Origin of the sequence: Nocardia salmonicida, from assembly GCF_036142455.1 — a bacterium.
In the GTDB taxonomy this organism is placed as follows: Bacteria; Actinomycetota; Actinomycetes; order Mycobacteriales; family Mycobacteriaceae; genus Nocardia; species Nocardia salmonicida.
The window spans coordinates 3,917,922-3,943,948 of record NZ_CP108014.1; the positions used below are offsets into that span (position 1 = coordinate 3,917,922).

23 protein-coding genes are annotated in these 26,027 nt (G+C 68.9%); 8 read left to right on the top strand and 15 right to left on the bottom strand.

Annotation, left to right across the window (positions count from 1 at the left end; all coding sequences use genetic code 11):
- Positions 1 to 647: 647 nt before the first annotated feature.
- Positions 648 to 1,556 carry a hydrogen peroxide-inducible genes activator gene (locus OHS03_RS18520; RefSeq protein ID WP_056811327.1) on the bottom strand — a complete coding sequence of 303 codons (909 nt, stop codon included), beginning with the start codon at positions 1,554 to 1,556 and terminating at the stop codon, positions 648 to 650.
- A gap of 81 nt (positions 1,557 to 1,637) precedes the next feature.
- On the opposite strand from OHS03_RS18520, the gene OHS03_RS18525 reads away from it, so the two are divergent.
- From OHS03_RS18525 to OHS03_RS18535, 3 genes are all read left to right on the top strand, one after another.
- Entirely contained in the window at positions 1,638 to 2,225 is a 588-nt protein-coding gene (locus OHS03_RS18525; protein WP_328655784.1) for a peroxiredoxin, read from the top strand.
- 41 nt (positions 2,226 to 2,266) lie between these two features.
- On the top strand, positions 2,267 to 2,806 hold the full coding sequence (gene ahpD / locus OHS03_RS18530) for an alkylhydroperoxidase, AhpD family (protein ID WP_328655786.1): 540 nt from the start codon (positions 2,267 to 2,269) through the stop codon (positions 2,804 to 2,806).
- Between the two features lie 140 nt (positions 2,807 to 2,946).
- Positions 2,947 to 3,648: a PhzF family phenazine biosynthesis protein gene (locus OHS03_RS18535; RefSeq protein ID WP_063055468.1), complete on the top strand. Its 702-nt coding sequence runs from the start codon at positions 2,947 to 2,949 to the stop codon at positions 3,646 to 3,648.
- Between the two features lie 30 nt (positions 3,649 to 3,678).
- Here the strand turns inward: OHS03_RS18535 and OHS03_RS18540 are convergent, their stop codons facing one another.
- Together OHS03_RS18540 and OHS03_RS18545 are read right to left on the bottom strand one after the other, a co-directional pair.
- On the bottom strand, positions 3,679 to 5,055 hold the full coding sequence (locus tag OHS03_RS18540) for an RskA family anti-sigma factor (protein WP_328655788.1): 1,377 nt from the start codon (positions 5,053 to 5,055) through the stop codon (positions 3,679 to 3,681).
- Positions 5,056 to 5,113: 58 nt separating this feature from the next.
- Positions 5,114 to 5,725 (bottom strand): DUF5134 domain-containing protein, encoded by a 612-nt coding sequence (locus OHS03_RS18545; RefSeq protein ID WP_328655790.1) that lies wholly within the window; start codon positions 5,723 to 5,725, stop codon positions 5,114 to 5,116.
- A gap of 150 nt (positions 5,726 to 5,875) precedes the next feature.
- Between OHS03_RS18545 and OHS03_RS18550 the strand changes: the two genes are divergently transcribed.
- Together OHS03_RS18550 and OHS03_RS18555 are read left to right on the top strand one after the other, a co-directional pair.
- Positions 5,876 to 6,373, top strand: a complete 498-nt coding sequence (locus OHS03_RS18550) for a GNAT family N-acetyltransferase (RefSeq protein WP_328655791.1) — start codon at positions 5,876 to 5,878, stop codon at positions 6,371 to 6,373.
- A gap of 206 nt (positions 6,374 to 6,579) precedes the next feature.
- Positions 6,580 to 7,479 carry an RNA polymerase sigma factor gene (locus tag OHS03_RS18555; protein WP_328655793.1) on the top strand — a complete coding sequence of 300 codons (900 nt, stop codon included), beginning with the start codon at positions 6,580 to 6,582 and terminating at the stop codon, positions 7,477 to 7,479.
- A gap of 33 nt (positions 7,480 to 7,512) precedes the next feature.
- Here OHS03_RS18555 and OHS03_RS18560 read toward each other — a convergent pair whose 3' ends face one another.
- The gene (locus OHS03_RS18560; protein WP_328655795.1) at positions 7,513 to 8,736 is read right to left on the bottom strand and encodes an aminotransferase family protein; all 1,224 of its coding nucleotides are present in this window, start codon (positions 8,734 to 8,736) and stop codon (positions 7,513 to 7,515) included.
- Between the two features lie 53 nt (positions 8,737 to 8,789).
- Positions 8,790 to 9,431 carry a Pr6Pr family membrane protein gene (locus OHS03_RS18565; RefSeq protein WP_328655797.1) on the bottom strand — a complete coding sequence of 214 codons (642 nt, stop codon included), beginning with the start codon at positions 9,429 to 9,431 and terminating at the stop codon, positions 8,790 to 8,792.
- Positions 9,432 to 9,676: 245 nt separating this feature from the next.
- Between OHS03_RS18565 and hrpA the strand changes: the two genes are divergently transcribed.
- Positions 9,677 to 13,804 (top strand): ATP-dependent RNA helicase HrpA, encoded by a 4,128-nt coding sequence (gene hrpA, locus OHS03_RS18570; RefSeq protein WP_328655799.1) that lies wholly within the window; start codon positions 9,677 to 9,679, stop codon positions 13,802 to 13,804.
- Between the two features lie 54 nt (positions 13,805 to 13,858).
- Here the strand turns inward: hrpA and nrdR are convergent, their stop codons facing one another.
- The 3 genes from nrdR to OHS03_RS18585 all read right to left on the bottom strand — a co-directional run bounded on the left by nrdR (position 13,859) and on the right by OHS03_RS18585 (position 16,477).
- A complete protein-coding gene (gene nrdR, locus OHS03_RS18575; RefSeq protein WP_056811361.1) occupies positions 13,859 to 14,332 on the bottom strand; it encodes a transcriptional regulator NrdR in 474 nt (157 codons plus the stop codon).
- Positions 14,333 to 14,389: 57 nt separating this feature from the next.
- Entirely contained in the window at positions 14,390 to 15,616 is a 1,227-nt protein-coding gene (locus OHS03_RS18580; RefSeq protein WP_328655801.1) for a hypothetical protein, read from the bottom strand.
- Positions 15,617 to 15,775: 159 nt separating this feature from the next.
- Positions 15,776 to 16,477 carry a hypothetical protein gene (locus OHS03_RS18585; RefSeq protein WP_328655803.1) on the bottom strand — a complete coding sequence of 234 codons (702 nt, stop codon included), beginning with the start codon at positions 16,475 to 16,477 and terminating at the stop codon, positions 15,776 to 15,778.
- 307 nt (positions 16,478 to 16,784) lie between these two features.
- On the opposite strand from OHS03_RS18585, the gene lexA reads away from it, so the two are divergent.
- Positions 16,785 to 17,423, top strand: coding sequence for a transcriptional repressor LexA (lexA, locus tag OHS03_RS18590; RefSeq protein ID WP_235569435.1), 639 nt, complete (start codon positions 16,785 to 16,787; stop codon positions 17,421 to 17,423).
- On the opposite strand, the gene OHS03_RS18595 is transcribed toward lexA, so the two are convergent.
- The 7 genes from OHS03_RS18595 to OHS03_RS18625 form a co-directional block, all read right to left on the bottom strand.
- Positions 17,420 to 18,166 carry a pirin family protein gene (locus OHS03_RS18595; protein WP_328655805.1) on the bottom strand — a complete coding sequence of 249 codons (747 nt, stop codon included), beginning with the start codon at positions 18,164 to 18,166 and terminating at the stop codon, positions 17,420 to 17,422. The genes lexA and OHS03_RS18595 overlap by 4 nt on opposite strands.
- 126 nt (positions 18,167 to 18,292) lie before the next feature.
- Complete coding sequence (locus OHS03_RS18600; protein WP_328655807.1) at positions 18,293 to 19,165, bottom strand: lysophospholipid acyltransferase family protein; 873 nt, start codon at positions 19,163 to 19,165, stop codon at positions 18,293 to 18,295.
- Positions 19,166 to 19,283: 118 nt separating this feature from the next.
- Positions 19,284 to 20,717: a GTPase HflX gene (hflX, locus tag OHS03_RS18605; protein ID WP_328664288.1), complete on the bottom strand. Its 1,434-nt coding sequence runs from the start codon at positions 20,715 to 20,717 to the stop codon at positions 19,284 to 19,286.
- Positions 20,718 to 20,889: 172 nt separating this feature from the next.
- Entirely contained in the window at positions 20,890 to 21,771 is an 882-nt protein-coding gene (gene dapF, locus OHS03_RS18610; protein ID WP_328664290.1) for a diaminopimelate epimerase, read from the bottom strand.
- 44 nt (positions 21,772 to 21,815) lie between these two features.
- Positions 21,816 to 22,652, bottom strand: coding sequence for a TrmH family RNA methyltransferase (locus OHS03_RS18615; RefSeq protein WP_328655809.1), 837 nt, complete (start codon positions 22,650 to 22,652; stop codon positions 21,816 to 21,818).
- A 38-nt stretch (positions 22,653 to 22,690) separates the two neighbouring features.
- On the bottom strand, positions 22,691 to 23,590 hold the full coding sequence (gene miaA / locus OHS03_RS18620) for a tRNA (adenosine(37)-N6)-dimethylallyltransferase MiaA (protein ID WP_328655811.1): 900 nt from the start codon (positions 23,588 to 23,590) through the stop codon (positions 22,691 to 22,693).
- A complete protein-coding gene (locus tag OHS03_RS18625; protein WP_328655813.1) occupies positions 23,587 to 24,360 on the bottom strand; it encodes a class III extradiol ring-cleavage dioxygenase family protein in 774 nt (257 codons plus the stop codon). Before OHS03_RS18625 ends, miaA begins: the two co-directional genes overlap by 4 nt.
- A gap of 263 nt (positions 24,361 to 24,623) precedes the next feature.
- Between OHS03_RS18625 and OHS03_RS18630 the strand changes: the two genes are divergently transcribed.
- Positions 24,624 to 26,003, top strand: a complete 1,380-nt coding sequence (locus OHS03_RS18630) for a DUF349 domain-containing protein (protein WP_056811380.1) — start codon at positions 24,624 to 24,626, stop codon at positions 26,001 to 26,003.
- The last annotated feature ends 24 nt before the right edge of the window (positions 26,004 to 26,027 follow it).

Genomic DNA, 26,027 nt, shown 5'->3' on the forward strand with positions numbered 1-26,027 from the left:
CGATTCGGACTCTATTCGCAAATATGTCACATCCCCTTGCCTCGCCACAGAGATGGCTATAAGGTGTCGTGGGCGTTCGAGATTCGGCTACACATTCCTCGAACTAAAGAATGCCGATAGTTAGCTGAAGCAAATATTCCGCTGGTCAGCAGCAGTAGATATATCGTTGTATTGCCGAGTTATTATGGGCCATTAATTTACTCCGCGAAATTCTCGCGCGTGCCGGCACATGGGGGACGTACACCCTGCGAAAACTCATCTGCAACGACGTTGATCAGCCGACTCGCTGCATGCCACTGTTATCACCGTATAGAGATCCGATAAATATTTCTTCGAAGCTCCAGCAAGCATTACAGCGTTCCTCGAATTCGAATGCGTCACACAGTTCCCGCCTGTGAACACTCACCCCGCCGCGGATCGTGCGCGCGACCATGCGCACCGAAAGGCGCGCCCTCAGCGGCACAACGACTTTCGACCCCGGCGCTCTCATCGAGCGTGGCGGCCACACCATCGCGGGTGGGGTCACCGAGCACATGCGCATCGGCTCCGGTGGCGAGCGTGGCCACCGCCGATCCCTCAGCGGCGCGGTGTCGCGGTGCACCGCGATCCCGAATTCGAGCCTGCCCGACAGCTCCGAACAGAGGAGATCAGAAAGGGCGCTTGGCTCGAATGATCGCGGCGAGGTATTCGTAATCCGAGGCCCGCGCGGAGGACCCCCGATAGGCGAGCCCGATCGTGCGGCCAGGAGCGGGAGTCGCGAACCGCGCGATGTCCAGGCTCGCGCGCGCGGTCTCGGCGGCCACGGCCATCTCCGGGATGAGCGTCACGCCGAGCCCGCCGGCCACGCACTGCACGACCGTGGTCAGCGAGGCGGCGCGGGTATCGCCGACCGTCCCGGGTTGCACGTCGGCCGAGCGACACAGGTCAAGGGTCTGATCACGCAGGCAATGGCCCTCATCGAGCAGCAACAGCGGTAGGTCGGCGAGGGCGGGCGCGGCCAGGTCGGTACGGCCGGCGAGCTCGTGGCCGCGCGGCGTGACCAGCACGAATTCCTCACTGTAGAGCGGAATCTCGACCAAGCCGTTCGCTTCGCTCGGCAACGCGAGCACCGCCACGTCGAGCACACCGGTGCGCAGGCCCTCCAGTAGCCGCGCGGTCTGGTCCTCGACCACCTGGGGCAGCACCCCGGGCAGTTTGCGGCGTAACTCGGGCAACAGTTCGGGCAGCACGTAGGGGGCGACGGTCGGAATGATGCCCACGCGCAGCGTGCCGCCGAGGGTGTCGCCGGTCGCCGAGGCCACGAATCGGTCGGCGGCTTCCAGGGTCGCCATGGCCTGCGGCAGCAGCCGCATCCCCGCGGCGGTGACCAGCACGCGGCGGGTGCTGCGCTCGATCAATTGGAGCCCGAGTCCGTTTTCCAGTGATGCCAGTGCCTGCGATAACGTGGGTTGACTCACAGTCAAACGCGCTGCGGCGGTGCCGAAATGCCGGTATTCGGCGACGGCCACGAACGCACGCAGCTGCGACAGGGTTGGCTGATAAGTCTGATCACTCACACCTATCAGTGTACGACCAGCAATCGGCTTTACCTTTCAGTAGGCTGACCATCAACCACACCACCACTGAGGAGACGAAGCATGGCTCTGCTGACCATCGGCGACCAGTTCCCGGCATACAACCTCAAGGCCGTCATCGGAGGCGATCTCTCCAAGGTCGACGCACAGCAGCCCGACGATTACTTCACCCAGATCACCAGCGACGACCACGCGGGCAAGTGGCGCATCGTGTTCTTCTGGCCCAAGGACTTCACCTTCGTGTGCCCGACCGAGATCGCCGCGTTCGGCAAGCTGAACGAGGAGTTCGCCGATCGTGACGCGCAGGTCCTCGGCGCCTCGGTCGACAACGAGTTCGTGCACTTCCAGTGGCGCGCCCAGCACGAGGATCTCAAGACCCTGCCCTTCCCGATCCTGTCCGACCTCAAGCGTGACCTGGCCACCGCCGCCGGTGTTCTCAACGCCGACGGTGTCGCCGACCGCGCCACTTTCATCGTCGACCCGAACAACGAGGTGCAGTTCGTCTCGGTGACCGCCGGTTCGGTCGGTCGCAATGTCGACGAGGTGCTGCGCGTGCTCGACGCCCTGCAGTCCGACGAGCTGTGCGCCTGCAACTGGAAGAAGGGCGACCCGACCATCAACGCGGGCGAGTTGCTCACCGCCAGCGTCTGAACCACTTCCCCACCGAACCACCCTGAAGGAGCCCCACTGTCATGAGCATCGAGAACCTGAAGAACTCTCTTCCCGAGTACGCCAAGGACCTCAAGCTCAATCTGTCCTCGCTGGCCCGCACCACGGTGCTCAACGAGCAGCAGCTGTGGGGCACCCTGCTGGCTTCGGCCGCCGCCACACGCTCGGCCACCACCCTGCGTGAGGTGGCCGAGGAGGCCGCCGATGTGCTCTCGGCCGAGGCCTACGAGGCCGCGCTCGGCGCCGCGTCGATCATGGGCATGAACAACGTGTTCTACCGGGGTAAGGCATTCCTGGACGGTCGTTACGACGACCTGCGCGCGGGTCTGCGGATGAACATCATCGGCAACCCCGGCGTCGACAAGGCTGATTTCGAGCTGTGGTCGTTCGCGGTCTCCTCGATCAACGGCTGCGCGCACTGCCTCGAAGCGCACGAGAAGACGCTGCGCGAGGCGGGTCTGTCGCGCGAGGTGATCTTCGAGTCGCTGCGTGCGGCGGCGATCGTCGCCGGCGTCGGTCAGGCCGTGGCGTCCACCGAGGCGCTGGCCTCGGCCGCCGTCTGAGTCGGTTTCGCGCCTGTTCCCGCAGGTGTCGAGCGGCCCCGATCCGGTTTCCGGGTCGGGGCCGCTGCTGTGTGGAGCGGACACGGCGGGGCGCTCGCGGGTCGATCGGCGCCGCTGAGCGGGCCGGTAGGCTCGCGATCATGAACGCACATGATGTGCCCGATGCCCCGGATATCCAGGTCGAGGTCGTCCGAGTGTTCACCGATCCGGCCGGAAATCTCGGCAACGCGCTCGGCATCGCCCGCGCCGGCGATGTCGTCGCCCTCGACAAGCAGGAGCTGGCGGCGAGGCTGGGGTTCAGCGAGACCACGGTGGTCTCCGATCCGGTCGACGGCGTCGCCGACGTCCGCATCTACACACCCGCCGTCGAGTTGCCCTTCGCCGGGCATCCCACCGTCGGCACCGCGTGGTGGCTCGATGTCCAGCGCACGCCGGTGCACACCTTGCGGGTGCCCGCGGGCCCGGTGGCCGTCACCCGGACAGACGGCCTGACCTGGATCACCGCGCGTGCCGAGTGGGCGCCGAAATTCGTTTTCCGGCAATTGGATTCGGCCGAGGAGCTGGCGGCCTTGTCGCCCGGCGACTTCACCGCAGGCCAGCACTTCTTCTGGGCGTGGACCGACGAGTCGCGTGGCGCGCTGCGGGCCAGGATGTTCGCCCCGGCGATGGGTATCGCCGAGGACGAGGCGACCGGAGCGGCGGCGGTCGCGCTCACCGGGCAGTTGCGTCGCGGGCTGATCATCACGCAGGGGCAGGGCTCACAGCTCTACACCGAATGGGACTCCGACGGCTGGGTGCGCCTGGGTGGGCGCGTCGCCGAAGATCACGTGGTGGTGCTCTGAACCGGCCGCAGCGAAGGCGCGGGTACGCGCCTAGCCCTCCGGTTGACCGCTGAAGCGACGCAGCCAGGGCGGTCTGGCCGTCCAGTGACCGCGCCGTTGCGGTGCGGTGCCCAGGTCGGCGAGGATGCGGGTTTCGAGATTGCGGGGCGGGGTGTGCTGGTCGTCGGCGGCCAGCAGCGCGAGCACTTCGTGCACGCCACGGACGCGGGTGGCGAACTGCGACAGACTGTTCGCGGTGGTGGCGGTGAGCTTGTTCTCGATGTGGTGGTGCTCGAGTTCGGCGACCGCGTCGAGCGCGTAGGCGTCGGCCAGTGACAGGACCGAGCCCGGCGGACACCACGACTGTCTGGCCGTCCACCGGTCGATCCGCTGCTCGGCGAGCCGTTCGATGCTCTCCGCCAGCAGTCTCGTGACCATCGGCACGCGCAGGCCGAGGTCGCGGCCGATGGCACGGTAGGTGCGGCCGCCGTAGTAGGCGAGAACGAAGATTTCGCAGCGGCTGTCGAGTGGGTCGTCGAAGCCGAGTCTGGCCGCGGCCGCGAGCCACGGCATGTCGTCGTCGCCGCGACGGTCCAGTCGCAGCCGCTGGACCGCGAGGCGATGGATCTGGGCCAGTAGCCAGGACTGGTCGGGGGTGAACGCCGGACTGTCGTGGGCAGTGGCCGCGTCGGGGCCCGGACGTTCTGTGTCGATGCCGAACTGCCGGGCATCGGGCCAATACGCGCCGAGGTGACCGAAATCCCAGTGGGCCAGGTCGAGATGGTCCCCCTCGGTGTTGCCGGGGCCGGACCGCCCAGGGCCGGGAGAGGCAACACCGGTGTGGTCCGCGTCGGGATTGCGGGGCCCGCCTCCGTCATCGGCGCCGCCGTGACGAGCCTCCGGATAGTCGGCGCCGAGGTGATCCGGTCCCTCGAAACGAGCGCCGGAGTCGACGTGGTCGACGCCTCCATCGGGCAGACGGGAACTGTCATGGGTGTAGACGACGCCGTGACCGAAGGCGACGTCCATCGAACCCGAGAGGTCAGGGTCCAGATCGGATCGCTGTTCGGTCGCGGCGAATGCCGAACGGCCCCATGGCGTGCCGAGGTCCGGACCCGGCCGCGACGGCGGGCCGACCATCGTGTCGTCGGCGGATTCGGCGGACCGGGAAACAGGTTCCCGGTCGATGTCGTCCTCGTCGAGGATCCACTGCGCCGCTCGCGCACGCCGATATCCCTCACGGACGACATCTTCGGCCGCACCGCGACGGTGCAGCACCCGAAGCGCCAATCCGAACGCGGCGGGGCCGGTGGCGCGGTAGAGCGCGCGCATCTCCTCGCGATCGTCGGCGCCGCGGACGATCGCGGGGACGCGGGTACCGTCACCGCGGACCCCCGACGGCGGTTGGGGACCGCGCTGCCCGCTCATCGTCGAATTCCTGCCCACACTAAGGCAATTCGCAGCGCGAGCGGTTGTGGATCGGTATTCACCGGCCGATCGCGGCGATCAGCATGAACGCGGTCCCGATATCCATCACCACATGGGGCACCAGGGCCGAGGTCAACGGGTGGGAACCGGCGGGATGGACGAAGCGGTGCCAGCGTGACCGGTGACCGACGGTACCGAGGGCGAGCAGCGCGTCGAGGCCGAACAGCACCGCCAGCACCACGGCGGGCCAGCTGGCCCCATCGGTGCCGCCGTGCACCGCCCCGTGCCCGGCCATCGCGTAGAGCATCGCCGCCGCGGCGACCGTGTGATACCCGAGTGCCAGCACGCCGTCGGGTGGCGATCCGGTGCGCCACCCCATGACGCGTTCGGCGAGCAGGATCGCGAACGCGACGGTGAGGGCGGTGAGCAGCCCGCGCATCGCGTGCGGATCGCTGGCGGCGGGGAACACCAGCATGGTCAGCATCACCAAGCACATGAGCAGGTGCGCACTGTCGGATGCGGTATCCACTCGGTGCGCGGGCGGTGTTCGCTTGGTCAACCGGGTCGCCACGATCAGCGACGCCAGCACGAACGCGGCGACCACCGGCCACCGCACGAACGCATACTGCTCCACGAAATCGGCCACACCCCACCACTTTCGAGTCGACACCCGCTCCACCATGCTCGCACCCCGGTCACAGTCCCGGGGTTGTTTCCACGGTCAGGACGCACGGCCCGCGACGCCACCACGTTCGCCGAGCACACACTGGGTAGCTGACCCGGATGGCCGACCGGGTTCATCGACCCGCAAACTGGACTGATGACCGATAACCCGACTACCGCGGTCGCCCGACTCCGGGTGGTGGCCGACGATCTCTCCGGCGCCGCAGTCCGTGCCCTGCTGGCCGCTCACCACCGGGAAATGGCCGACACCACCCCCGCGTGCAGCATGCACGCCCTCGACCTCACCGCCCTGCGCGATCCCGCGGTCACCGTGTGGAGCGCGTGGTCCGGCGACGATCTCGTCGGGTGCGGCGCCCTGAAGGAACTCGATGCCGGGCACGCCGAGATCAAGTCCATGCGCACCGCCGACGGACACACCGGCCGAGGTGTGGCCGCCGCCGTGCTCGCCCACCTGGTCGCGGTAGCCCGAGAACGCGGGTACCGCAGGCTGAGCCTGGAAACCGGCGCCGAGGACTTCTTCGCCCCGGCCCGCCGCCTCTACCTGCGCCACGGGTTCACCGAATGCGGCCCGTTCGGCAGCTACTCCCCCGACCCGCTGAGCCGATTCTTCACCGTGGCGCTCGAACCTTCCTGATTCCGCGCGAGGTGATGTAGACAGCCCTGGCGAGACCGTCGAACTGCGATCGATCATGGGCTGAACCGACCGATGGACGCGAGCGCGGTCGAGAACGTATGGCGGCAAGAGGCGCCGCACGTTCTGGCCGCCCTGCTGCGCCGACACAGCGACCTGAGCGAGTGCGAAGACGCCGCCCAGGAAGCGGCCGCCGCGGCAGCGACCCAGTGGCCCCGGGACGGACTACCGGCCAACCCGCGCGGCTGGCTCGTCACGCGGTCGCTTCGCGGCGACTGATCGACCGCGTCCGAGCCGACCAGGCACGGTGCGGACGCGAGCAGGCCGTCGCACGCGCCCGACCGGCCGATACCTTCCTCGCACCACCAGCCGACGCTTCTGCCGACGACGCCGACGACACCCTGCGACTGCTGCTGCTGTGCTGCTACCCGAGCCTGAGCCGCCCCTCCCAGGTCGCTCTCACCCTGCACGCCGTGGCCGGGCTGAGTACCGCACAGATCGCCGCCGCCTACCTCGTCCTGGAACGGACGATGACCCAGCGGCTGACCAGGGCCAGGGCGACGCTGCGTGCGGCCGGTGCGGTATTCGAGCTGCCCGCGCAGGCCGACCTGCCCGCCCGCATCGCCGCCGTGCTCGATGTGTGCCACCTGCTGTTCGCCGAAGGACACACCCGCTCGGCCGGTGGCACGCTGGTCGACCGGACCATGGCCGACGAGGCCATCCGCCTGACCCGCCAACTCCAAGCGGCGATCGCGGCGGTCCACGCCGAATCTCCCACGTGGGCGAGCACCGACTGGCGCCAGATCAGCATCCTCTACGCCATGCTCGACCGCATCGCGCCCGGCCCGATCGTCACGCTCAATCGCGCGGTCGCCGTCGGCACGGCCTTCGACCCGAGAGACGGTCTGGCCCTTATGGATCCGCTACTCGACGACCCGCTGATGGTCCGCCGTCACCGCACCCACGCGGTGCGCGCCCACCTGCTCGAATTGATCGGCGACCGTCCCGCGGCCCGCGAAAGCTACCGCCGCGCGGCACAACTCACCGCCGGCATTCCCGAGCAGCGCTATCTCAACACCCGCCTCCGCCATCTCACCGACGACGACTGAGTTCCCCGGGGTATCACTGAACCGGCGGACGAATCAGCCGAGGGCGAGGGCGAATCCGGCAGCGAGTTCGGCGACCTGCGCGTCGGTCATGACGAACGAGGGCGAGATCTGCATCGCGCCCGCTCCGGCGGCGCGGCCCGAGATGCCGTGTTCGCGCAGTGTTCTCACCAGGGCCGGGCCTTCGGAGGGGTCGGCGAGTTGGACCGCGGCCACGGCACCGAGACCGCTGCGGACTTCGGCGACGCGGGGGTGATCGGCCAAGGGCGCCAACGCGGTGTGCAGGGTCGATTCGAGGCGGGCGGCCTCGTCGAGCAGACCTTCGCGTTCGACGATCGCGAGGTTGGCCAGGGCCGCGGCGGCCGCACCGGCGTGGCCGCCGTAGGTGTAGCCGTGGCGGAACCAGGTGCCACCGGCGTAGAAGGGCTCGGCCACGTGGGGGGCGATGAAGACCGCGCCCATCGGGAGGTAGCCGGAGGTGAGGCCCTTGGCGGTGGTCATCAGATCGGGCTGCAGATCGAAGCGGGTGGAGGCGAACCAGGAGCCACCGATGCGGCCGAACCCGGTGACGACCTCGTCGGCGACGAACAGGATGTCGTGGTCGCGGCAGATCTGGCGGACCTCGGCCAGGTAGCCCTCGGGCGGTAGGTACACCCCGCCTGCACCGATGATCGGTTCGCAGAAGAACGCGGCGATCTGCTCGGCGCCGACCTCTTCGATCAGGGCGAGCAGCGACTTCGCGTCGTCCCATTCGACCGTGCGGGTGTCGGCGACCAGCACGCCGTAGCCCTCCTTGTTCGGCGTCAGACCGCCGAGCGCGGTGCTCGCGTAGTGCATGCCGTGGTAGGCCAACCGGCGACCGACCAGGATCTTCTTGTCGGCGCGGCCCTGTTCGTGCCAGTAGCGGCGGGCCAGCTTGGCCGCGGTCTCCACCGAATCGGAGCCGCCGGAGGTGAAGAAGATCTTGCTGCCGGGAACGGGCGCGATCGACGCGAGCTTCTCGGCGAGTTCCTGGGTCGGAGCTTCGGTGAGGTCGCCGAAGTTGGAGTAGTGCGCGATGGTGCGCAACTGATCGGCGACGGCGTCGGCGATCTCCCCGCGACCGTGCCCCACGTTGGCGAACCACAGCCCGGCGGTGGCATCGAGGTAGCGCTTGCCCGCGGTGTCGAAGACGTAGGCGCCCTCGCCGCGAGCGACAACGAACGCACCGTCACGATTGACGGCACCCATATCGGCGAATCCATGCCAGAGCGCATTCATGGCTCCACATTTACCCCACCCGGCGCGAACCCGCGCACCGGGCCCGCCGTGGGTCAGACTTCGGACTTGCGTTCACGCCACCGAGCGGGCAGGTCTCCCAGCGACGCCATGGCAACCGCGAGCACGACGAACACCACCAGCAATACCGCGAGCCCGATCGTCAGCGACACATATCCCTGGGTGCGCGGGTCGATGAACGGGTAGGGGTACCAGTCGACGATCGGGCCGCGGATCAGGCTGTAGACGCCGTAGGCCACCGGGAAGATCAGCCACAGGCCGATCAGTTCGGGGCTCGGGCGAAGGCGCGCGGCCATCGCGACGAACAACCAGTCCAGCAGCAGGACCAGCGGCACGATGCGGTGCAGGACATCGTTGATCCACTTGTCGGTGAGCATCACGTCGACGTCGGCCAGCAGGACCGCGTAGACGACCATCGTGATGAGCATGTACAGGGTGACCGCTCCGCGAAACGTCTGCCAGCGCGGGCTCTGCGGGGCGAGAGTGCCCCCGACGACTAGCACGATCACGGTCAAGATGTTGGACTCGATGGTGAAGTAGCTCAGGTAGTTCGTGAGTGAGAAGCTCGCCGAGTCCATGTTCCGCAGCGGAATCCACACCAGGGCGAGGATCCCGAGCAGCCCGAAGGCGATCCGGTAGGCCCTGATCCACCACGCCGTCCGCACCGATGCACTCATGCCACGCCCTCTCCGAATGCTGTGGCGGTCCTGCTGCGCCCATCGACCGCTCGTGCCGGGATCCTCGCATGACGCAGCCTCGCTGACCGGGAGCTCGAGCTCGCACGCCCGTCGCGTCGCGCGTGATCACGGGACGCGCGGACCGCGACGGGCAGACGTCGCGGTGTGTCGTTGGTCTCCGCGAGGGCGCGAGCGGGCAACGCGGGGGAAAACCGGTGGCGGGCTTCGCTAGGCTGGTAGGCGCAATGACCAGGACAGCTAGCACCGGAACCCGCGCGCTGCGCACCCGCCTGGCGGAGGTCTCGCTGCGCGATGAACATCGGCTCCGGCGCAAGCTCGACCGTGCGCGCCCCGACGACCTACCCGCCATCGAGGCCGAGGTCGCCACGGCCGAAACCCGCGTGGCCAATCGCCGCGCGGCGCTTCCGCAGATCACCTACCCCGAACAACTCCCCGTTTCCGCGCGCCGCGACGACATCGCCGCGGCGATCGCCGCCCATCAGGTCGTGATCGTGGCCGGTGAGACCGGTTCCGGCAAGACCACCCAGATCCCGAAGATCTGCCTCGAACTCGGTCGCGGAATTCGCGGCACCATCGGGCACACCCAGCCGCGCAGGCTCGCCGCGCGCACCGTGGCCGAACGCATCGCCGAGGAACTGCGCACCGAACTGGGTGACGTGGTCGGCTACACGGTCCGGTTCACCGATCAGGCGTCGGAGCGCACGCTGGTCAAACTCATGACCGACGGCATCCTGCTCGCCGAGATCCAGCGCGACCGGATGCTGCGCCGCTACGACACGATCATCATCGACGAGGCCCATGAACGCAGCCTCAATATCGACTTCCTGCTCGGATACCTGAAGCAGTTACTGCCGCAGCGACCCGATCTCAAGGTGATCATCACCTCGGCGACGATCGATCCCGAACTGTTCGCCCGTCATTTCGCCGACGCGCAGGGCACTCCCGCGCCGATCGTCGAAGTGTCGGGTCGGTCGTATCCGGTCGAGTTGCGGTACCGGCCGCTGTCGCTGGAACTCCCCGGCACCGACGAGGACGAGGACACCCGCGTCGTCGACCGCGACCCCACCGACGCCATCGCCGACGGGGTCGTCGAACTGTTCGCCGAGGGCGATGGTGACGTGCTGGTGTTCCTGTCGGGCGAACGCGAGATCCGTGACACCGCCGACGCCCTGCGCGATCTGAAACTGCCCCGCACCGAGATCGTGCCGCTGTATGCGCGGCTCTCGGCCGCCGAACAGCACAAAGTCTTCGCCCCGCATACCGGGCGCCGGGTGGTGCTGGCCACCAATGTCGCCGAGACCTCGCTGACGGTGCCGGGCATCCGCTACGTCATCGACCCCGGTACAGCCCGCATTTCGCGCTATTCGATGCGCACCAAGGTACAGCGGCTGCCGATCGAAGAGGTCTCGCAGGCCTCCGCGCGGCAGCGATCGGGTCGCTGCGGCCGCGTGGCGGACGGTATCTGTATCCGGCTGTATTCCGAGGACGACTTCGAGGCGCGGCCCGCGTTCACCGAGCCGGAGATCCTGCGCACCAACCTCGCGGCGGTCATCCTGCAGATGACGGCGCTGGGGCTCGGCGACATCGAGAGTTTCCCGTTCGTGGAGGCCCCCGATCGGCGCGCCATCCGCGACGGCATCGCACTGCTCGAAGAACTGGGCGCGTTGGCGCACGGGAGCACGAAATCTGTTGACGGCGAAGCTGATTCGGGCGGACATCTCACCCTCACGCCGATCGGGCGGGAGATGGCCCAGCTGCCGGTGGACCCGCGGATGGCGCGCATGCTCGTCGAAGCGCAGCGCAACGGGTGCCTCGACGAGGTACTGATCATTGTCGCGGCGCTGTCGATTCAGGATGTGCGCGAACGTCCCGCCGAGCATCAGCAGGCGGCCGACACCCAGCACGCGCGCTTCGTTGTCGAGGGCTCCGATTTCCTGGCCTACCTACGGTTGTGGGACTACCTCACCGAGCAGCGGAAATCGCTGTCGTCCAACCAGTTCCGCCGGATGTGTCGCGACGAGTTCCTGCACTACCTGCGCATCAGGGAGTGGCAGGACCTGCACGGCCAGCTGCGCACGATCGCCCGCGGGATGGGCTGGAACGACGCGGGTGCCGGCCGAGAACAGACGAACGCCGGTTCGAACGCTACCGCCGACCGCGCGGGCACCAAGGCCGACGGCTCGCGTCAAGCGGGCGGGCGGTCACGACGCCGCGGCGGCGGAGCCCCACGTGGGCAGCACGCCGCGCCCGTGAAAGCCGTTGCCGGGTCAGCGGATTCATCCGATGACGACGCGATGCCATGGCCGAGTACGCAGATCCACCAATCGCTGCTGGCGGGCATGCTCTCGCATATCGGTGTGCGCGAGGCGGAGTCGCGGGAGTTCCTCGGGGCGCGCAACGCGAAGTTCATGATCTTCCCCGGGTCGTCGCTGGCCAAGAAGGCGCCGCGCTGGGTGATGGCGGCCGAACTGGTGGAGACCTCGCGACTGTGGGGGCGGATCGCGGCGAAGGTGGAGCCGGAGTGGGCCGAACGGCTCGCCGGCGATCTGGTGAAACGTACCTACTCCGAACCGCATTGGTCGTCCAAGCGTGGCTCGGCGCGGGCCTACGAGCGGGCGACGCTGTACGGCGTGCCGTTGGTGACCGGGCGGCCGGTGGACTTCGGGCGCATCGACCCGGAGCTTTCGCGCGAACTGTTCCTGCGCCATGCCCTGGTACAGGGCGAATGGCAGACGCGGCACGGGTTCTTCGCCCGCAATCGGGCCCTGATCGACGATGTCGCCGACCTCGAACATCGGGCCCGGCGACGCGACATCCTCGTCGACGACGAAGTGCTGTTCGAGTTCTACGACAAGCGCGTCCCCGCCGACATCGTGTCGGTGCGCCATTTCGACAGCTGGTGGCGCAAGACCGAGCGCGATGATCCCGCGCTGCTGGACTTCTCGACCGACACCGTGGTCAATGCCGGTATCGCCACGCTCGACCCGACCGACTTCCCCGACGCCTGGCGCCAGGGCGAGCTCAGCTTCCCGCTGACCTACCAGTTCGAGCCGGGGCGCGACGACGACGGCGTCACCGCGCGGATCCCGGTGGAACAGCTCGCGCACGTGCGGGCGGTCGGCTTCGACTGGCTGGTCCCCGGCATGCGCGAAGAGCTGGCCGCCGCGTTCATCAAAACCCTCCCGAAGACGTTGCGGCGCGCGGTCGTTCCGGCGCCCGACTTCGCGTCGGCGGCCTTGCGCGCGCTGACCCCGCGCGCCGAACCGCTGCGCACCGGGCTCTCCCGGGAATTGTCGCGGCTGGGTTCGGTCACCATCACCACCGACGATCTCTCCCCCACCGCGCTGCCGGATCATCTGCGGATGACCTTCGCCGCGGTCGATCAGAGCGGCAAGGTGCTGGCCAAGAGCAAGAGTCTTCCACAGCTCAAAGCGCAACTGGCCGATCAGGTTTCGGCGTCGGTGGCCCGTGCGACCGCCGGTGCCGAGCGTGCGCCCGCCACGGTGTGGACATCGGAGTCGCTCGGTTCGGTCGCGCCGACCGTGAGCCGCGAGGTCGCGGGCCAGACCGTGACCGGGTATCCGGCCCTCGTCCCCGAGGGCGAGGGCGTCGCGGTGCGCGTCCTGAGCTCGCCCGGCGAGCAGGCGGCCGCGATGCGAGCGGGTGTGCGCACCCTGCTGCTCGCCGCGATCCCGACCTCGACGCGCGCGGTCACCGCCGGATTGCCCGCCCGCGATCGGCTGGCGCTGAGTCAGAACCCCGACGGGTCGCTGGACACACTGGTCGAGGACTGCCGGATCGCCGCCGCCGACGAACTCATCGCCAAGGCGGGCGGCCCGGTTCGTACGCCCGCGGAGTTCGACAAGCTCGTGGCGGCCGTCCGCCCGCAACTGTCCACGGCGGTCGTCGCCCTGATCCGCACCGTCGTGCCGGTCCTGGCGGCCGCCCAGCAGGCGCGAGCTGCGCTGGCCGACACCCTCGAAACCGATATCGCCGATGATGTGCGCCAGCAACTCGACGACCTGCTCTTCCCCGGTTTCGTCGCCGAATGGGGGCGGGTGCGGCTGCGTGAACTCCCGCGCTACCTGCTGGCCGCGGCCCAGCGCCTGGAATCGCTGCCGGGCTCGGCGGTGCGCGACCGTCAGGGGATGGTCGAGGTGGATCGGATGCTCGTCGCCTACGACAAGCTCGTCAGCGCGCTGGCGCCCGGACGCAAGAATGCCCGTGAGGTCACCGAGATCTGGTGGATGATCGAGGAACTGCGGGTCAGTCTCTTCGCTCAGAAGTTGGGCACGCCGTACCCGGTATCGGCCAAGCGCATCGAGAAGGCGATCGGCACGATCCGTCGCTGAAATCGGTGCGGGCGTTGCGGTTTCGCCACGGCGCCACCGAGGTCGCGGCGCGGATCAGTCGGTCGCGGCGACGGCGGCAGCCTCGCGGGCCGCGCGCATCTCGGTGATCTCGCGTTCGAAATCGGCTGCGCTGGTGAAGGATCGGTACACCGAGGCGAAGCGCAGATACGCCACTTCGTCGAGGTCGCGCAGCGGGCCGAGGATGGCCAGACCGACCTCGTGGCTCGGCACCTCGGGAGAACCCTTGGCGCGCACCGCGTCTTCGACCTGCTGGGCGAGCAGGTTCAGGGCGTCGTCATCGACCTCGCGACCCTGGCACGCGCGGCGCACACCGACGATCACCTTCTCGCGGCTGAACGGCTCGGTGACGCCACTGCGCTTGACCACCGACAGGATCGCAGTCTCGACCGTGGTGAATCGGCGCCCACAGCTCGGGCAGGATCGACGGCGACGGATCGCAGTACCTTCCTCGGCTTCCCGCGAGTCGACGACGCGCGAGTCGGGGTGTCGGCAATACGGGCAATGCATCCGAGGGTTCCTTCGTCGATGCGCATTTCTATTCCATGGCTCTTGACAGGATACCGGTCAGGATGGCACAACCTGCCACTGCGTGGTCAGGTCCGCGATGATGTCGGGTAACCGAGCCAGCATCCGGCCCCGGTCGAGCTTGACCGCGAACGGTTCGCGATACACCGTCGCCGCGGCTGCCGCGTCGGTCGCGAGGGCGAGATGGCGTGGCAGCAGGTCGGCGGCGATGTAGTCCCAGCGGGTCTCGCGGTCGGCCCAGTTGAACGCGGGCAGCGGCGTCCGCAGACCCAGCGGCTGCCCCGCGGCGATCGGCGACCACACCGTGACCGGGGCGTACACGCCGGGAGCACGGGTGCCGGGAACGGCGGGCTTGCCCGCGACGGTGGTGACATAGGTGAGTACCCGCCCCATGCCGTCGCGGCCACGCGCGGTCGCATCCCACTGGTCGGCGACGATCTGGTTCTGTTCCCGGTCGGCCATGGCGACCAGCGCGTCGGCGCGACCCGCTTCGGTGCCGCCGTCGATCCCGGTCCAGGCCACCCGCATGCCGTCGTCGAGCAGACCGGCCGCGAACATCTCGTCGATACCCGCCATCCCGTCGGCCAGGTAGGCCTCGTGCATCGGGACCAGGTCGATGAAGATGTGCTTCTGCATGATCGTCAGCCGGGTCTGATACCAGGCGAGGTCGGCGAAGGTCAGCCGCGGACCGAGGACGGCCAGGGCGGTGATGTCGGCCGGTACCCCGGTGAGCAGTTCCGGCGGAGTGGCACGGAGCAGGCCCGCCACCGTGTTACCGAGGTCGTGGATCCCGCCGACGGAGACGACGCCGGCGACGTCGCCGACGTCGAAGAAGCCCGCGGCGAACGACGCGCCCGCGATGCCGGCCATGCCCGCCCAGTAGAGATCGGAGCGGGCGGCGGCGAGGCGGAAGTAGTTCACATACACCTGGCTGAAGGTGGCGGAATTGGCCGCGACACCCCGCTCGGGCGCCCAGGCTTCGAGGTCGATCGCGGCGTTGTCGGTGGCTACGACGAGCCAATACTGGTGCAGCAACGTCGCATACCGTGCCGGGTCGATGCCGTCGGCCCGTGCCCGGGTCAGTGCTTCCCGCAGCGGTGGCTGCGACAGCGGGAGCTCGGGGTGCAGGCCGCCACCGTATTCGCCGTCACCGTTGAGAGCAGGCAGATCGAGGTAGGCGGCGTAGGCGGGAACCGCGTGCGCGGCGGGTGCCAGCAGCGCGCCGAGCACCACAGTGAGCAGTAGAGCGACCGAGCAGCGGCGCACCGAGACCTCGCATCCGGGTTCGATCGAGGCCCCGGCCTCGATGCAGGATGCCCGTCACCGTAGCAACGTGTTCTAGTTTCAGGATGCGATTCGTCGATACCGATGATCTCGCGGGCTGCCGAAACCTCCCCGAAAACGTTTCCGCGCAGCTGTTTCCACTCATCGGCCCGGCTCGAACCGCGCGCCGGACTCGAAGCCCGCCTGCTCCGAGGTTCCGGGAATCGTCGAGTCGACGTGGTCGACGAAACTGCCGGCCCGCACGTGCGCCAGCCCGAGGAAACCCACGACGATCAGCGCGGTCACCAACGCCGTGACAGCCAGTGCGGCGAAGCCCACCTTGGCCTGCTCGACCCGATGCAGCGGATGCATACCTCGGGCACGGCCGGTCCGCACGCGACCGCGGGAGTAGAGCGACAGTTCGCTGCGCGGCGCGCGGAGCTGTGGGCCGCGCTCGACCGACGGGTGAACAACCGCACGGCGTTGCGGCGCACTGCGAGGCACGGTGGCGAAGGCGAGATCGAGTTCGGCGTCGGTGAGTGCGATGCGCCGAGCGGGACGGACGATATCGGCCGGTTCGGCGGCAGGCAGGTTGTTCGCGGGCATGCTCAACACGCCGGATCGGACGATACTGCGCGCGAGGTTCGTGGGCGCCGCGGCGGCTCGACGAGTCGAGACAGAGTCGGCGAGCACCGCGGTCGACGACGCTTCGACCGCGTGCGGTTCGGCGCTGACCGGCTGCGGCATCGCCGGCCGGACCAAGGCGAAAGGTCGTGGGGTGCGGGCGGTCCGGCGTCGGCGGAGCATCGGCTCCGGGGCGGCGGTGGGGCCTGAGGAACGCAGGGCGCTGGTTGCTGTGCTCATCGGAAGAACCTCCGGGGTGGTGTGCTCCGCTGCTGCGAGAAAGTACTGGTGAGGCGGCAATGCCTCCCGCTGTTCGAACACCTGTGCGACGAACTGATGTTCGATTTCTACCAGATCCCCGCGTCCCTGTCAGCACGAAACGCCCGACATGCTCGAACAGATGTTTGATTGTTCGGCGTGGCCCGACTAGCCTCGAGATGGCCAATTCGACAACTCAGAAGGGCGGGACACGGTGACCCACACAGACGACACGGGTGACGAAAGCGGCACCGGCACCGTCACATCGGGATCCGGAACGGATCTCACCGTGCGTCAACGCACGGTCCTCGATGTCATCCGTTCCTCGGTGACCGAACGGGGCTATCCGCCCAGCATCCGCGAGATCGGTGACGCGGTCGGCCTCACCTCCACCTCTTCGGTGGCCCATCAGCTGCGCGCCCTCGAACGCAAGGGCTACCTACGCCGCGACCCGAATCGGCCGCGCGCGGTGAATGTTCGTGGACTCGACGAGGCGGTCCGCTCGGTCACCACGCTGCCCCAGCAGACCGACGAGGTCGATCCGAGTCGCCCGACTCCGACGTTCGTCCCCGTCCTCGGCCGGATCGCCGCCGGTGGCCCGATCCTGGCCGAGCAGGCAGTGGAAGACGTTTTTCCCTTGCCGCGCGAACTCGTCGGCGAGGGTTCGCTGTTCCTGCTCAAGGTGGTCGGCCAGTCGATGATCGACGCGGCGATCTGCGACGGCGACTTCGTCGTGGTGCGTCAGCAGAATGTCGCCGAGGGTGGCGACATCGTCGCCGCGATGATCGACGGCGAGGCCACCGTGAAGACCTTCAAGCGCAGCGGCAAGGACGTGTGGCTGATGCCGCACAACCCGCACTTCGAACCGATCCCCGGCAACGACGCGCAAATTCTGGGCAAGGTCGTCACCGTCATCCGCAAGGTCTAGCGGCGCGCGGTCGCGGTCATCTCCCAGATCAGCAGCTCAGCGGCGGTCACCGCGGTCACGCGGTGGCCGCCTGTCGCTGTCAGGCGTACGGCGTCGCCCTGGTGCAGCGCGCCGTAGCCCTCGTAGTCGACGGCGCCACGGGCGAGGAAGACGTGCCCATAGGGCGCGTCGGGGACCGTGATCGCCTGACCGGGGTCGAGACGCGCGACATGGAAGGCGGCATGACGGTTGCCGATGCCGATCGCCGCCTCGCCGCGATGGCGCGGCATCCCGGACGCCACCGGCACCAGCGTGTTGCGGGCGAGCTCGCCCTCGATGTCGAGTTCCTGGTAGCTCGGCGCGACGCCGGTCTCCTCCGGCGGAATCCACATCTGCACTACGTGCAGGCGCTGCTTCTCGCGGTAGCCCGCCCCATTGCGCTCCGAATGCAGGGTGCCCGCACCCGCGCTCATCCGCTGCGCGAGTCCGGGACGGATCATGCCCGAATGCCCGGCGGAATCCTGGTGCACCACGGTGCCTTCCAGTACCCAGGTGAGGATCTCGGTGTCGCGGTGCTGATGGGTATCGAACCCCTCGCCCGGGTCGACGATGTCCTCGTTGTGCACGAGAAGCAGACCGTGGGCGTAGTCCTCGAGCACGAAATTTCCGGTGACCGGGAACGACTGCCGCGAGTCGAGCCATTCGCTGCGCCAGCGCCTGCGGTCGGCGCCGGGCACGACCTCGACCTGCTCCGTCACGATCATCGTCACCCTTTCGATATCCGGACCCTGGTCCGTATAACTGGGTAACGAGATCGGCGCCGCGGGCATTCCACGCCGTCCGCGTGCGTCTGCCTCGCGGCGCCGATCCGGTGAATCAGGCGGTTCCGGTCACCAGGGCAACGCGTTGCGCAGGCGACCGACCAGGGTCCGGCCGGTATCGCGTTCGCGCTCGTTGAACAGGAACTGCAACTCTTCTTCGAGTCCCTTGCGCACCACATCGCGCAGATCGGCGGCCGCACCGTCGAGGTCGTCGGCTTCCAACCACGGCGCCGGGTCGATGGGGGCGCCCGCGGAGAAGTAGAACCGCTCCGGGCGGGGCAGCGGCGTCGGGCCGACACCCTTGACCAGGGGCGGATTCAGTGCGGGATTGATGCCGAGTAGTCGGCAGGTCCAGCGCAGCGGAGCCATCACCGCATGCTGACCGTCGAAGACGATGTCGTAGGCGTCGTCGACGCCGATCATCGCCAGCGGCACGATCGGCACCCCCGCCTGAATCGCCATCCGCGCGAATCCGGTGCGGCCCTCCCACTTGAGCTCGTACTTCTCGCCCTTGCGGCGGATCGCCTCGCGGCCGCCACCGGGGAACACCACCACCGCTTCCCCGCGCTCGAGCAGCGCCAGGCAGTTCGACCGGGTCCCTCGGACGGTGCCGAAATGGTGCAGGAAATCCCGCACCCCGGGCACCATCAACACGTGTTCGGCCAGGCCACGCACCAGCCTGCCGCGCTCCCGCAGGATCGCCGGCAGGATCAGCGGCGCGTCGATCAAGCCGAGCAGGTTGTGGTTGGCCACGATCAGCACCGGCCCTTCGGCCGGAATGTTGTCCAGACCGTAGAACTTGGGGCTGGTCCACGCCCGCAGCGGCGCGAGCACCGCTTCGAAGGCCCGGATATCCCATTCACTCGGTGTCGGGGCGAGCGGCGCCCCGTCCGAGAGGACAGGGTCGCCCACCGCAACCCTGTCCTGCGTCACATTTCCCATACTTCGATGGTCGTTCGACATAACACCCTCCTGCTGTCGATATTCGACCATAGCGTCCGAAAATGCCTGTGTCGCATCGGCATTTGTCCGCAACCAGCAGGCAAATCAGCGAAAAAGATCAGCTGAGAGCCGGCTCGGCAGGACCCGCATGGGCGTACTCGGACAGGGCCGCGGCCAAGGCGTGCGGCACACGCGCGCGTACCCGAGTACCGCCCTCTTCGTGGTCGGCGGTGACGATTCTACCGTCGGCGTGGATGCGGGCGAGCAGGTCCCCTCGGCTGTAGGGCAGCAGCACACTGATGTCGACATCGAGTCCGCCGAGCACCTCGGAGAGCCGCTCCCGCAACTCCTCCACACCCGCGCCGGTCTGCGCCGAGACGAAGGCCGCCTGCGGCAACATGCCGCGCAACCGGGTGAGCTCGTTCGGGTCGGCGGCGTCGATCTTGTTGACCACCAGCAGTTCCGGCGGTGCCGGTGTGCCCTGTTCCCTGATCACATCGGTGATCACCTCACGCACCGCCCTGATCTGCTCGAGCGGCAGCGGGTCGGCGCCGTCGACGACGTGCAGCAGCAGATCGGCGCCGGTGACCTCTTCCAGCGTCGAGCGGAAAGCCTCGACCAGCTGGGTCGGCAGGTGGCGAACGAAGCCGACGGTGTCGGTGAACACCATCTCGCGACCGTCGTCGAGCGCCGCCCGGCGAGTGGTCGGGTCCAGGGTGGCGAACAGCGCGTCCTGCACGAGCAGTCCCGCGCCGGTGAGCGAGTTCATCAGGCTGGACTTGCCCGCGTTGGTGTAGCCGACGATCGCGATCGAAGGAACGCCGCTCTCGCTGCGGCGCGCGCGCATGGTGTCGCGTGCGGTCTTCATCTCCCGGATCTCGCGGCGGAGTTTGGCCATCCGCTCCCGGATCCGACGACGATCGGTTTCGATCTTGGTCTCACCGGGACCACGGGTGCCGACGCCACCGCCGGCGCCGCCCGCCCGGCCACCGGCCTGACGCGACATCGACTCACCCCAGCCGCGCAGGCGGGGCAGCATGTACTCCATCTGCGCCAGCGCGACCTGGGCCTTGCCCTCGCGAGAGGTGGCGTGCTGGGCGAAGATGTCGAGGATCAGCGCGGTGCGATCGATGACCTTCACCTTGACGACCTTCTCCAGCGCGGTGAGCTGGGCAGGCGTGAGTTCACCGTCGCAGATCACCGTGTCGGCGCCGGTGTCGAGGACGACGGTGCGCAACTCCTCGGCCTTGCCGGAGCCGATGTAGGTGGCAGGGTCGGGCTTGTCGCGACGCTGGATCAGGGCCTCGAGGACCTCCGAGCCCGCTGTCTCGGCGAGCGCGGCCAACTCGACCATGCTCGCGTCGGCCTGGGCGACGCTGCCGGTGGTCCAGACACCGACCAGCACGACGCGCTCGAGGCGCAGCTGGCGGTATTCGACCTCGGTGATATCGGTGAGTTCGGTGGACAGCCCCGCGACGCGGCGCAACGAGCTGCGCTCGTCGAGCTGCATCTCGCCGACCGTCGGATCGCTCGCCCAACCGGGCTGTTTCATGCGGGCCGCGTGGCGGGCCAACGCATCATCGACGTCTCCGCGGTCGGCGGCGACGTCGGGATCGGCCGCGGTGGTGTGCTCGGCCGATGTGGATTCTGTGGGTTCTACTGGTTTCGTCATACGTTCTCCATGCTGCCACGTCCGGGTGACAGCGTGCACGCGGTTATCGGTGCTACTGCGCGTCCCACCAGGACTGCGACAGCGTTCCCGAGGCCAGCAGGACCGAGGGACCGCGCAGCCAGGCGCGTGCTCCGGCGATGCCGACGCGTACCTGTCCGCCGGGAACCCGCACCGTGACCTCGCCGGATTCGGTGCCGATCGACACCCCGGCGGCGGTCAACGCGGCGGCGGCCGCGGCCACTGTCCCGGTCCCACAGGAACGGGTTTCGCCGACTCCGCGTTCGTAGACGCGCATGTCCACGGCGTTGTCGGCGTCGAGCGCGGTGAGGATTTCGACGTTCACACCGTGCGGGAACAGGTCGGGGTCGAAGCCCGGCGACACGCTCAGGTCGAGTTTTGCCAGCGCGTCGACGGTCATACTGTCGTCGACGCAGGCCAGGTGCGGATTGCCGACATCGATGCCGATTCCGGCCAGCGCCCAGCCGGCCAGCGTGGCGGTGGAGGGGCCGAGCTCACGGACAACGCCCATGTCCACGGTGACCTCACCGTCGGTCGGGCCTGCCTCGTGCACGACGACCGGACGGGCGCCCGCACGACTGCCGACGACGTACGCGGTGCGCTGCTCCAGCCCGGTGGCGTTGAGATAGTGCGCGAAGACCCGCACCCCGTTGCCGCACATCTCGGCGATCGAACCGTCGCCGTTGCGGTAGTCCATGAACCAGTCGTCGGCGCCGACGCCCTCCGGCAGGGCTTCCAGGACACCGGCGGCGAGCAGCGCACCGGCCTCGGCCACGCGCAGCACACCGTCGGCGCCGAGGCCGCGCTGCCGGTCGCACAGTGCGGCGACGCGGTCGGCGGTCAGGTCGAGGCGCACCTCGAGGTCGGGCAGCACCACGAAGTCGTTCTGGGTGCCGTGGCCCTTGCTGAATTCGATGTCGGACACGTGCCTCATTCTCCTCTGTGCCGCGACGGGGTCTGTTACCGGGCGAACGTGCGTCGCTGCCGGGCGATCTCGTAGAGGCTGATCGCCCCCGCCGACGGCGCGCCGAGCGAGCTGGCGGTACCGCCCATCGGAATGGTGACCAAGTCGTCGCAGGCCTCGGCCCACGCCGAGCTCATACCGGTGGTCTCGTTGCCGACGACCAGGATCGTCGCCCCGGTGAAGTCGTAGTCGTAGATTGTGCTCGGCGCGCCCTCATCGGTGCCGACGACGCGGGTGGGGATGCCGCGAGCCTGTTGACGGTCACGGAATTCGAGCACCTGGCCGGGGCCCGCCGCGCGCAGCACCGGCATCGCGAACAGCGAACCGGTCGAGGCGCGCACGGCTTGCGGGTCGAACTGGTCGGCGCCGTGGCCGGTGACGATCACCCCGGACGCGCCGAAGGCGTCCGCCGAGCGGATCAGCGTGCCGAGGTTGCCGGGCGAGTTCGGGCGATCGAACACGACCACAACCGGGGCGTCCTCCCCCGGTTCACCGGGTGCGTAGTCGGCCAGGTCCGGATGCCGCGACACCGCGACCGCGACGATCTCGGGCGCGCTCGCCGCCTTCTCCCCCAGCTCGGCCATGAGTTCGGGGACCAGGCCCACCTGCGGCACATCGGCGGTGTCGAGGATCTCGCGCGCCCAACTCGACAGCTCGGGGCCGCCGAGCCGGTAGAGCAATGTTTCCAGCGGCCAGTCGTGGTCGAGTGCCTGGGTGATCGGGCGCACGCCTTGCACGAGGAACCGGCCGTCACGATGACGTTTGGTCCGGTTGTTGAGATATGCCTGCCACACCTGCACCGAGGCGTTGCGGGTACTCACTCGTCGCGTCACTGCGCTGTCCGTCCTATCGGGTCGGTGTTCGAATGTCGTCAGAGCAGGGCCAGCGCGGACGCGGCGAGCTCGGGATCCGCGCCGTCCACCCAGGAGACCCTGGGGTCGCGCCGGAACCACGACCGCTGCCTGCGCACGTATCGACGGGTGCCGATCAGCGTGCGCTCGCGGGCGTGGTCGAGATCGTATTCGCCGTCGAGGTAGGCCAGCACCTGGGCGTAGCCGATGGCACGGCGGGCGGTCTGACCCTCGCGCAGGCCCGCGTCGACCAGTCCCCGAACCTCGTCGACCAGACCTGAATCGAACATCAGGGCGGTGCGGGTCTCGATGCGGGCGTCGAGGGCGGCGGTCTCCCGGTCGACGCCGAGAATCGCGGTGTTCCAGCGCGGGGTGCCGATGGTCGGGGCCGAGGCGGCGAACGGGCGACCGGTCAGTTCCACGACCTCGAGCGCGCGCACCATGCGTCGGCCGTCGGTGGGCAGGATGGTGGCCGCGGCGACCGGGTCGGCCTGCAGCAGCGCCGCGTGCAGTGCCTGTACCCCGCTCTCGTCCAGGAGCGCTTCCCAGCGGGCGCGGACCTCGGGATCGGTGGCCGGGAAATCCCACTCGTCGAGCAGGGCTTGCACGTACATCATCGACCCGCCCACGATGACCGGGGTCCTTCCGCGCGCCATGATGTCCTCGACGACGGCGCGGGCCGCGCTCTGGTAGGCGGCGACGGTCGCGGTCTCGGTGACGTCGAGAACGTCGAGCAGATGGTGCGCGATCCCGCGTCGCTGGTCGGGGGGCAGTTTCGCGGTGCCGACGTCCATCCCGCGATAGAGCTGCATGGCGTCGATGTTGACGATCTCGCCGCCGAGTTCGGTGGCGAGATCCAGGGCGAGGTCGGATTTGCCGGTAGCGGTGGGGCCGACGACCGCGATCGGTCTGCTCGTCACTCGTCGGTACCTTTCTGCCCACTCGGTTGCCACACGCTCACGTCGTAGCCGACGCCATAGGGCGCGCCCTGATAAAGCGTACGCACCCGCGGATCGGTCGAATCGACGGCGAAAAGACCCCCGAGCACCTGGTAGGCGGCGCGTCCGTCGACGAGCAGCGCCGCGCACAGTTCCGGCTCGAGCGCGGCCAACCCGGCGCGCGAACCCGTGCGCAAGGCGGTGTCGAGGTCGTGCTGCACCGCGTGGGCTCGCTCGTCGAGATAGCCGGGTGACTCGACCGTCAACGTCGCGGCGCCGTCGGCGACCACGAGCACCGCGTACGGGTCCGGCTCGCTGTCGAGTTCGGCGCGAATCGCGGCGCCCGCCTCGGCACACCGCGCGGGCGAGGCGTCGGCGGCGAAGAGCCGGGCTCGCACCGAAATCCGCGGCGCGGCCTGCTCCCGCAACCATCCGGCGACCAGTACCGGAAGGGGAAGCTGGGAGTCTGCTGGACCGGGCTCCTCGCCCGCCGGACCGAGTCCGACGGCGACATCGGCGCCGAACCCACGAAACGTTCCCCGGATCGACGAACCGTAGATCCGGTCATGGCTGTCGACCCCGATCACGACCCACCGGTCGGCGGCCGCGGCGAGGGCGGCCGCGGCGTCAAGGGCGGCCGCGCGCAGCACCACGATCGGATCGTCGGGATCGCTGCCGGACACCGGGACTCGCCCACACAGTTCGGGCACCAGCATCGGCGGCGACGGGACCAGGGCCGCTATCGAGAACACGCGGTAACCGTAGCCGCAGCGCGCGCGGGGGCCCGCATCCGGCGCGGTGCGGACGCGCGACGGTCTGCGAGTGTCCGGCGTAGGGATGCCCGCCGAGATTGCTAGTGTTTTCAGGTGCGACTACCCACGTCGTCCGGGACGAAATCCCAGGAAATCCGCTATCCGATCCTCCGGATCGATGGTTTCCGCGGCTCGAACCGGGTTCAATGGGATGTGCTAGGGCGTAACCAGGCAGCCGTGACGCGCGGCAGGGACGGAGAGCAATGACCGACAGCAACGGAACCGCGAAGCCCACCCCAGGTCCGGCCCCGCGACCGTCCGGTACCCCCAAGCCCGGCGGGACTGCTCCGCGTCCGCCGAAACCGCATGCCGTGAAACCGGCGCCGGGCCCCGATCAACCGCACCCGCACGCCGTGATCGTGCCGAGCGCCACCGACCCGAGCAAGTGGGGTCGCGTCGACGAAGACGGCACCGCCTGGGTGCAGACCGCCGAGGGCGAACGGATCGTCGGCTCCTGGCAGGCGGGCGATGTCACCGAGGGCCTTGCCCACTTCGGCCGCCGCTTCGACGATCTCGCCACCGAGGTCGCGCTGCTCGAGGCCAGGCTGGCCGCGGGCGCGGACGCTCGCAAGACCAAGGCCGCCGCGCTGGCGCTGGCCGAGACGCTGCCGACCGCGGCCGTCATCGGCGACATCGACGGCCTCGCGGGCCGGCTACAGGTCATCACCGAACACTCCGAGGAAGCCGCCGCGCACGCCAAGGAGGAGAAGGACCGCGCCCGCCACGAGCACACCGAGCGCAAGGAAGCCCTCGCCGCCGAGGCCGAGCAGATCGCCGCCGAGTCCACCCAGTGGAAGGCCGCGGGCGACCGGCTGCGCGAGATCCTCGACGAGTGGAAGTCGATCCGCGGTGTCGACCGCAAGGTCGACGACGCACTGTGGAAGCGCTACTCCAAGGCTCGCGAGGCGTTCAACCGCCGACGCGGCGCTCACTTCGCCGATCTCGATCGCGAACGCGCCACCGCCAAGACGCGCAAGGAAGAGCTGTGCGTGCGCGCCGAGGAACTGGCCGACTCCACCGACTGGACCGGCACCGCCGCGGTGTTCCGCGACCTGCTCTCCGAATGGAAGGCCGCGGGCCGGGCGCCGCGCGAAGCCGACGAGTCGCTGTGGCGGCGGTTCAAGAGCGCCCAGGATGTGTTCTTCGCCGCCCGCAACGCGGCGGTCTCCGAGCGCGACGCCGAATTCGACCACAACGCCACCGCCAAGCTGGAACTGCTGGCCGCCTACGAGCACATCGACCCGGCCAACGGCGTGGACGCCGCCCGCAATTCGCTGCGCGAGCTGCAGGACAAGTGGGACGCCATCGGCAAGGTTCCCCGCGAGCGCATGCAGGAGCTGGAAGCCAAGCTGCGCGCCATCGAGAAGCGGGTCCGCGACGCCGCCGATCAGCAGTGGCGCCGCTCCGACCCCGAGGCTGTCGCGCGTGCCGCGCAGTTCCGGGAGCGGGTCGCGCAGTTCGAGGAGCAGGCCGCCAAGGCCACCGCGGCGGGCAAGAAGCGCGACGCGGAGAAGGCACTCGAGCAGGCCAAGCAGTGGCGCGAATGGGCCGAAGCCGCAGAAGGCGCCGTCAGCAATCTGTGAGTGAGGCAGAAAGAAACCCCCGAC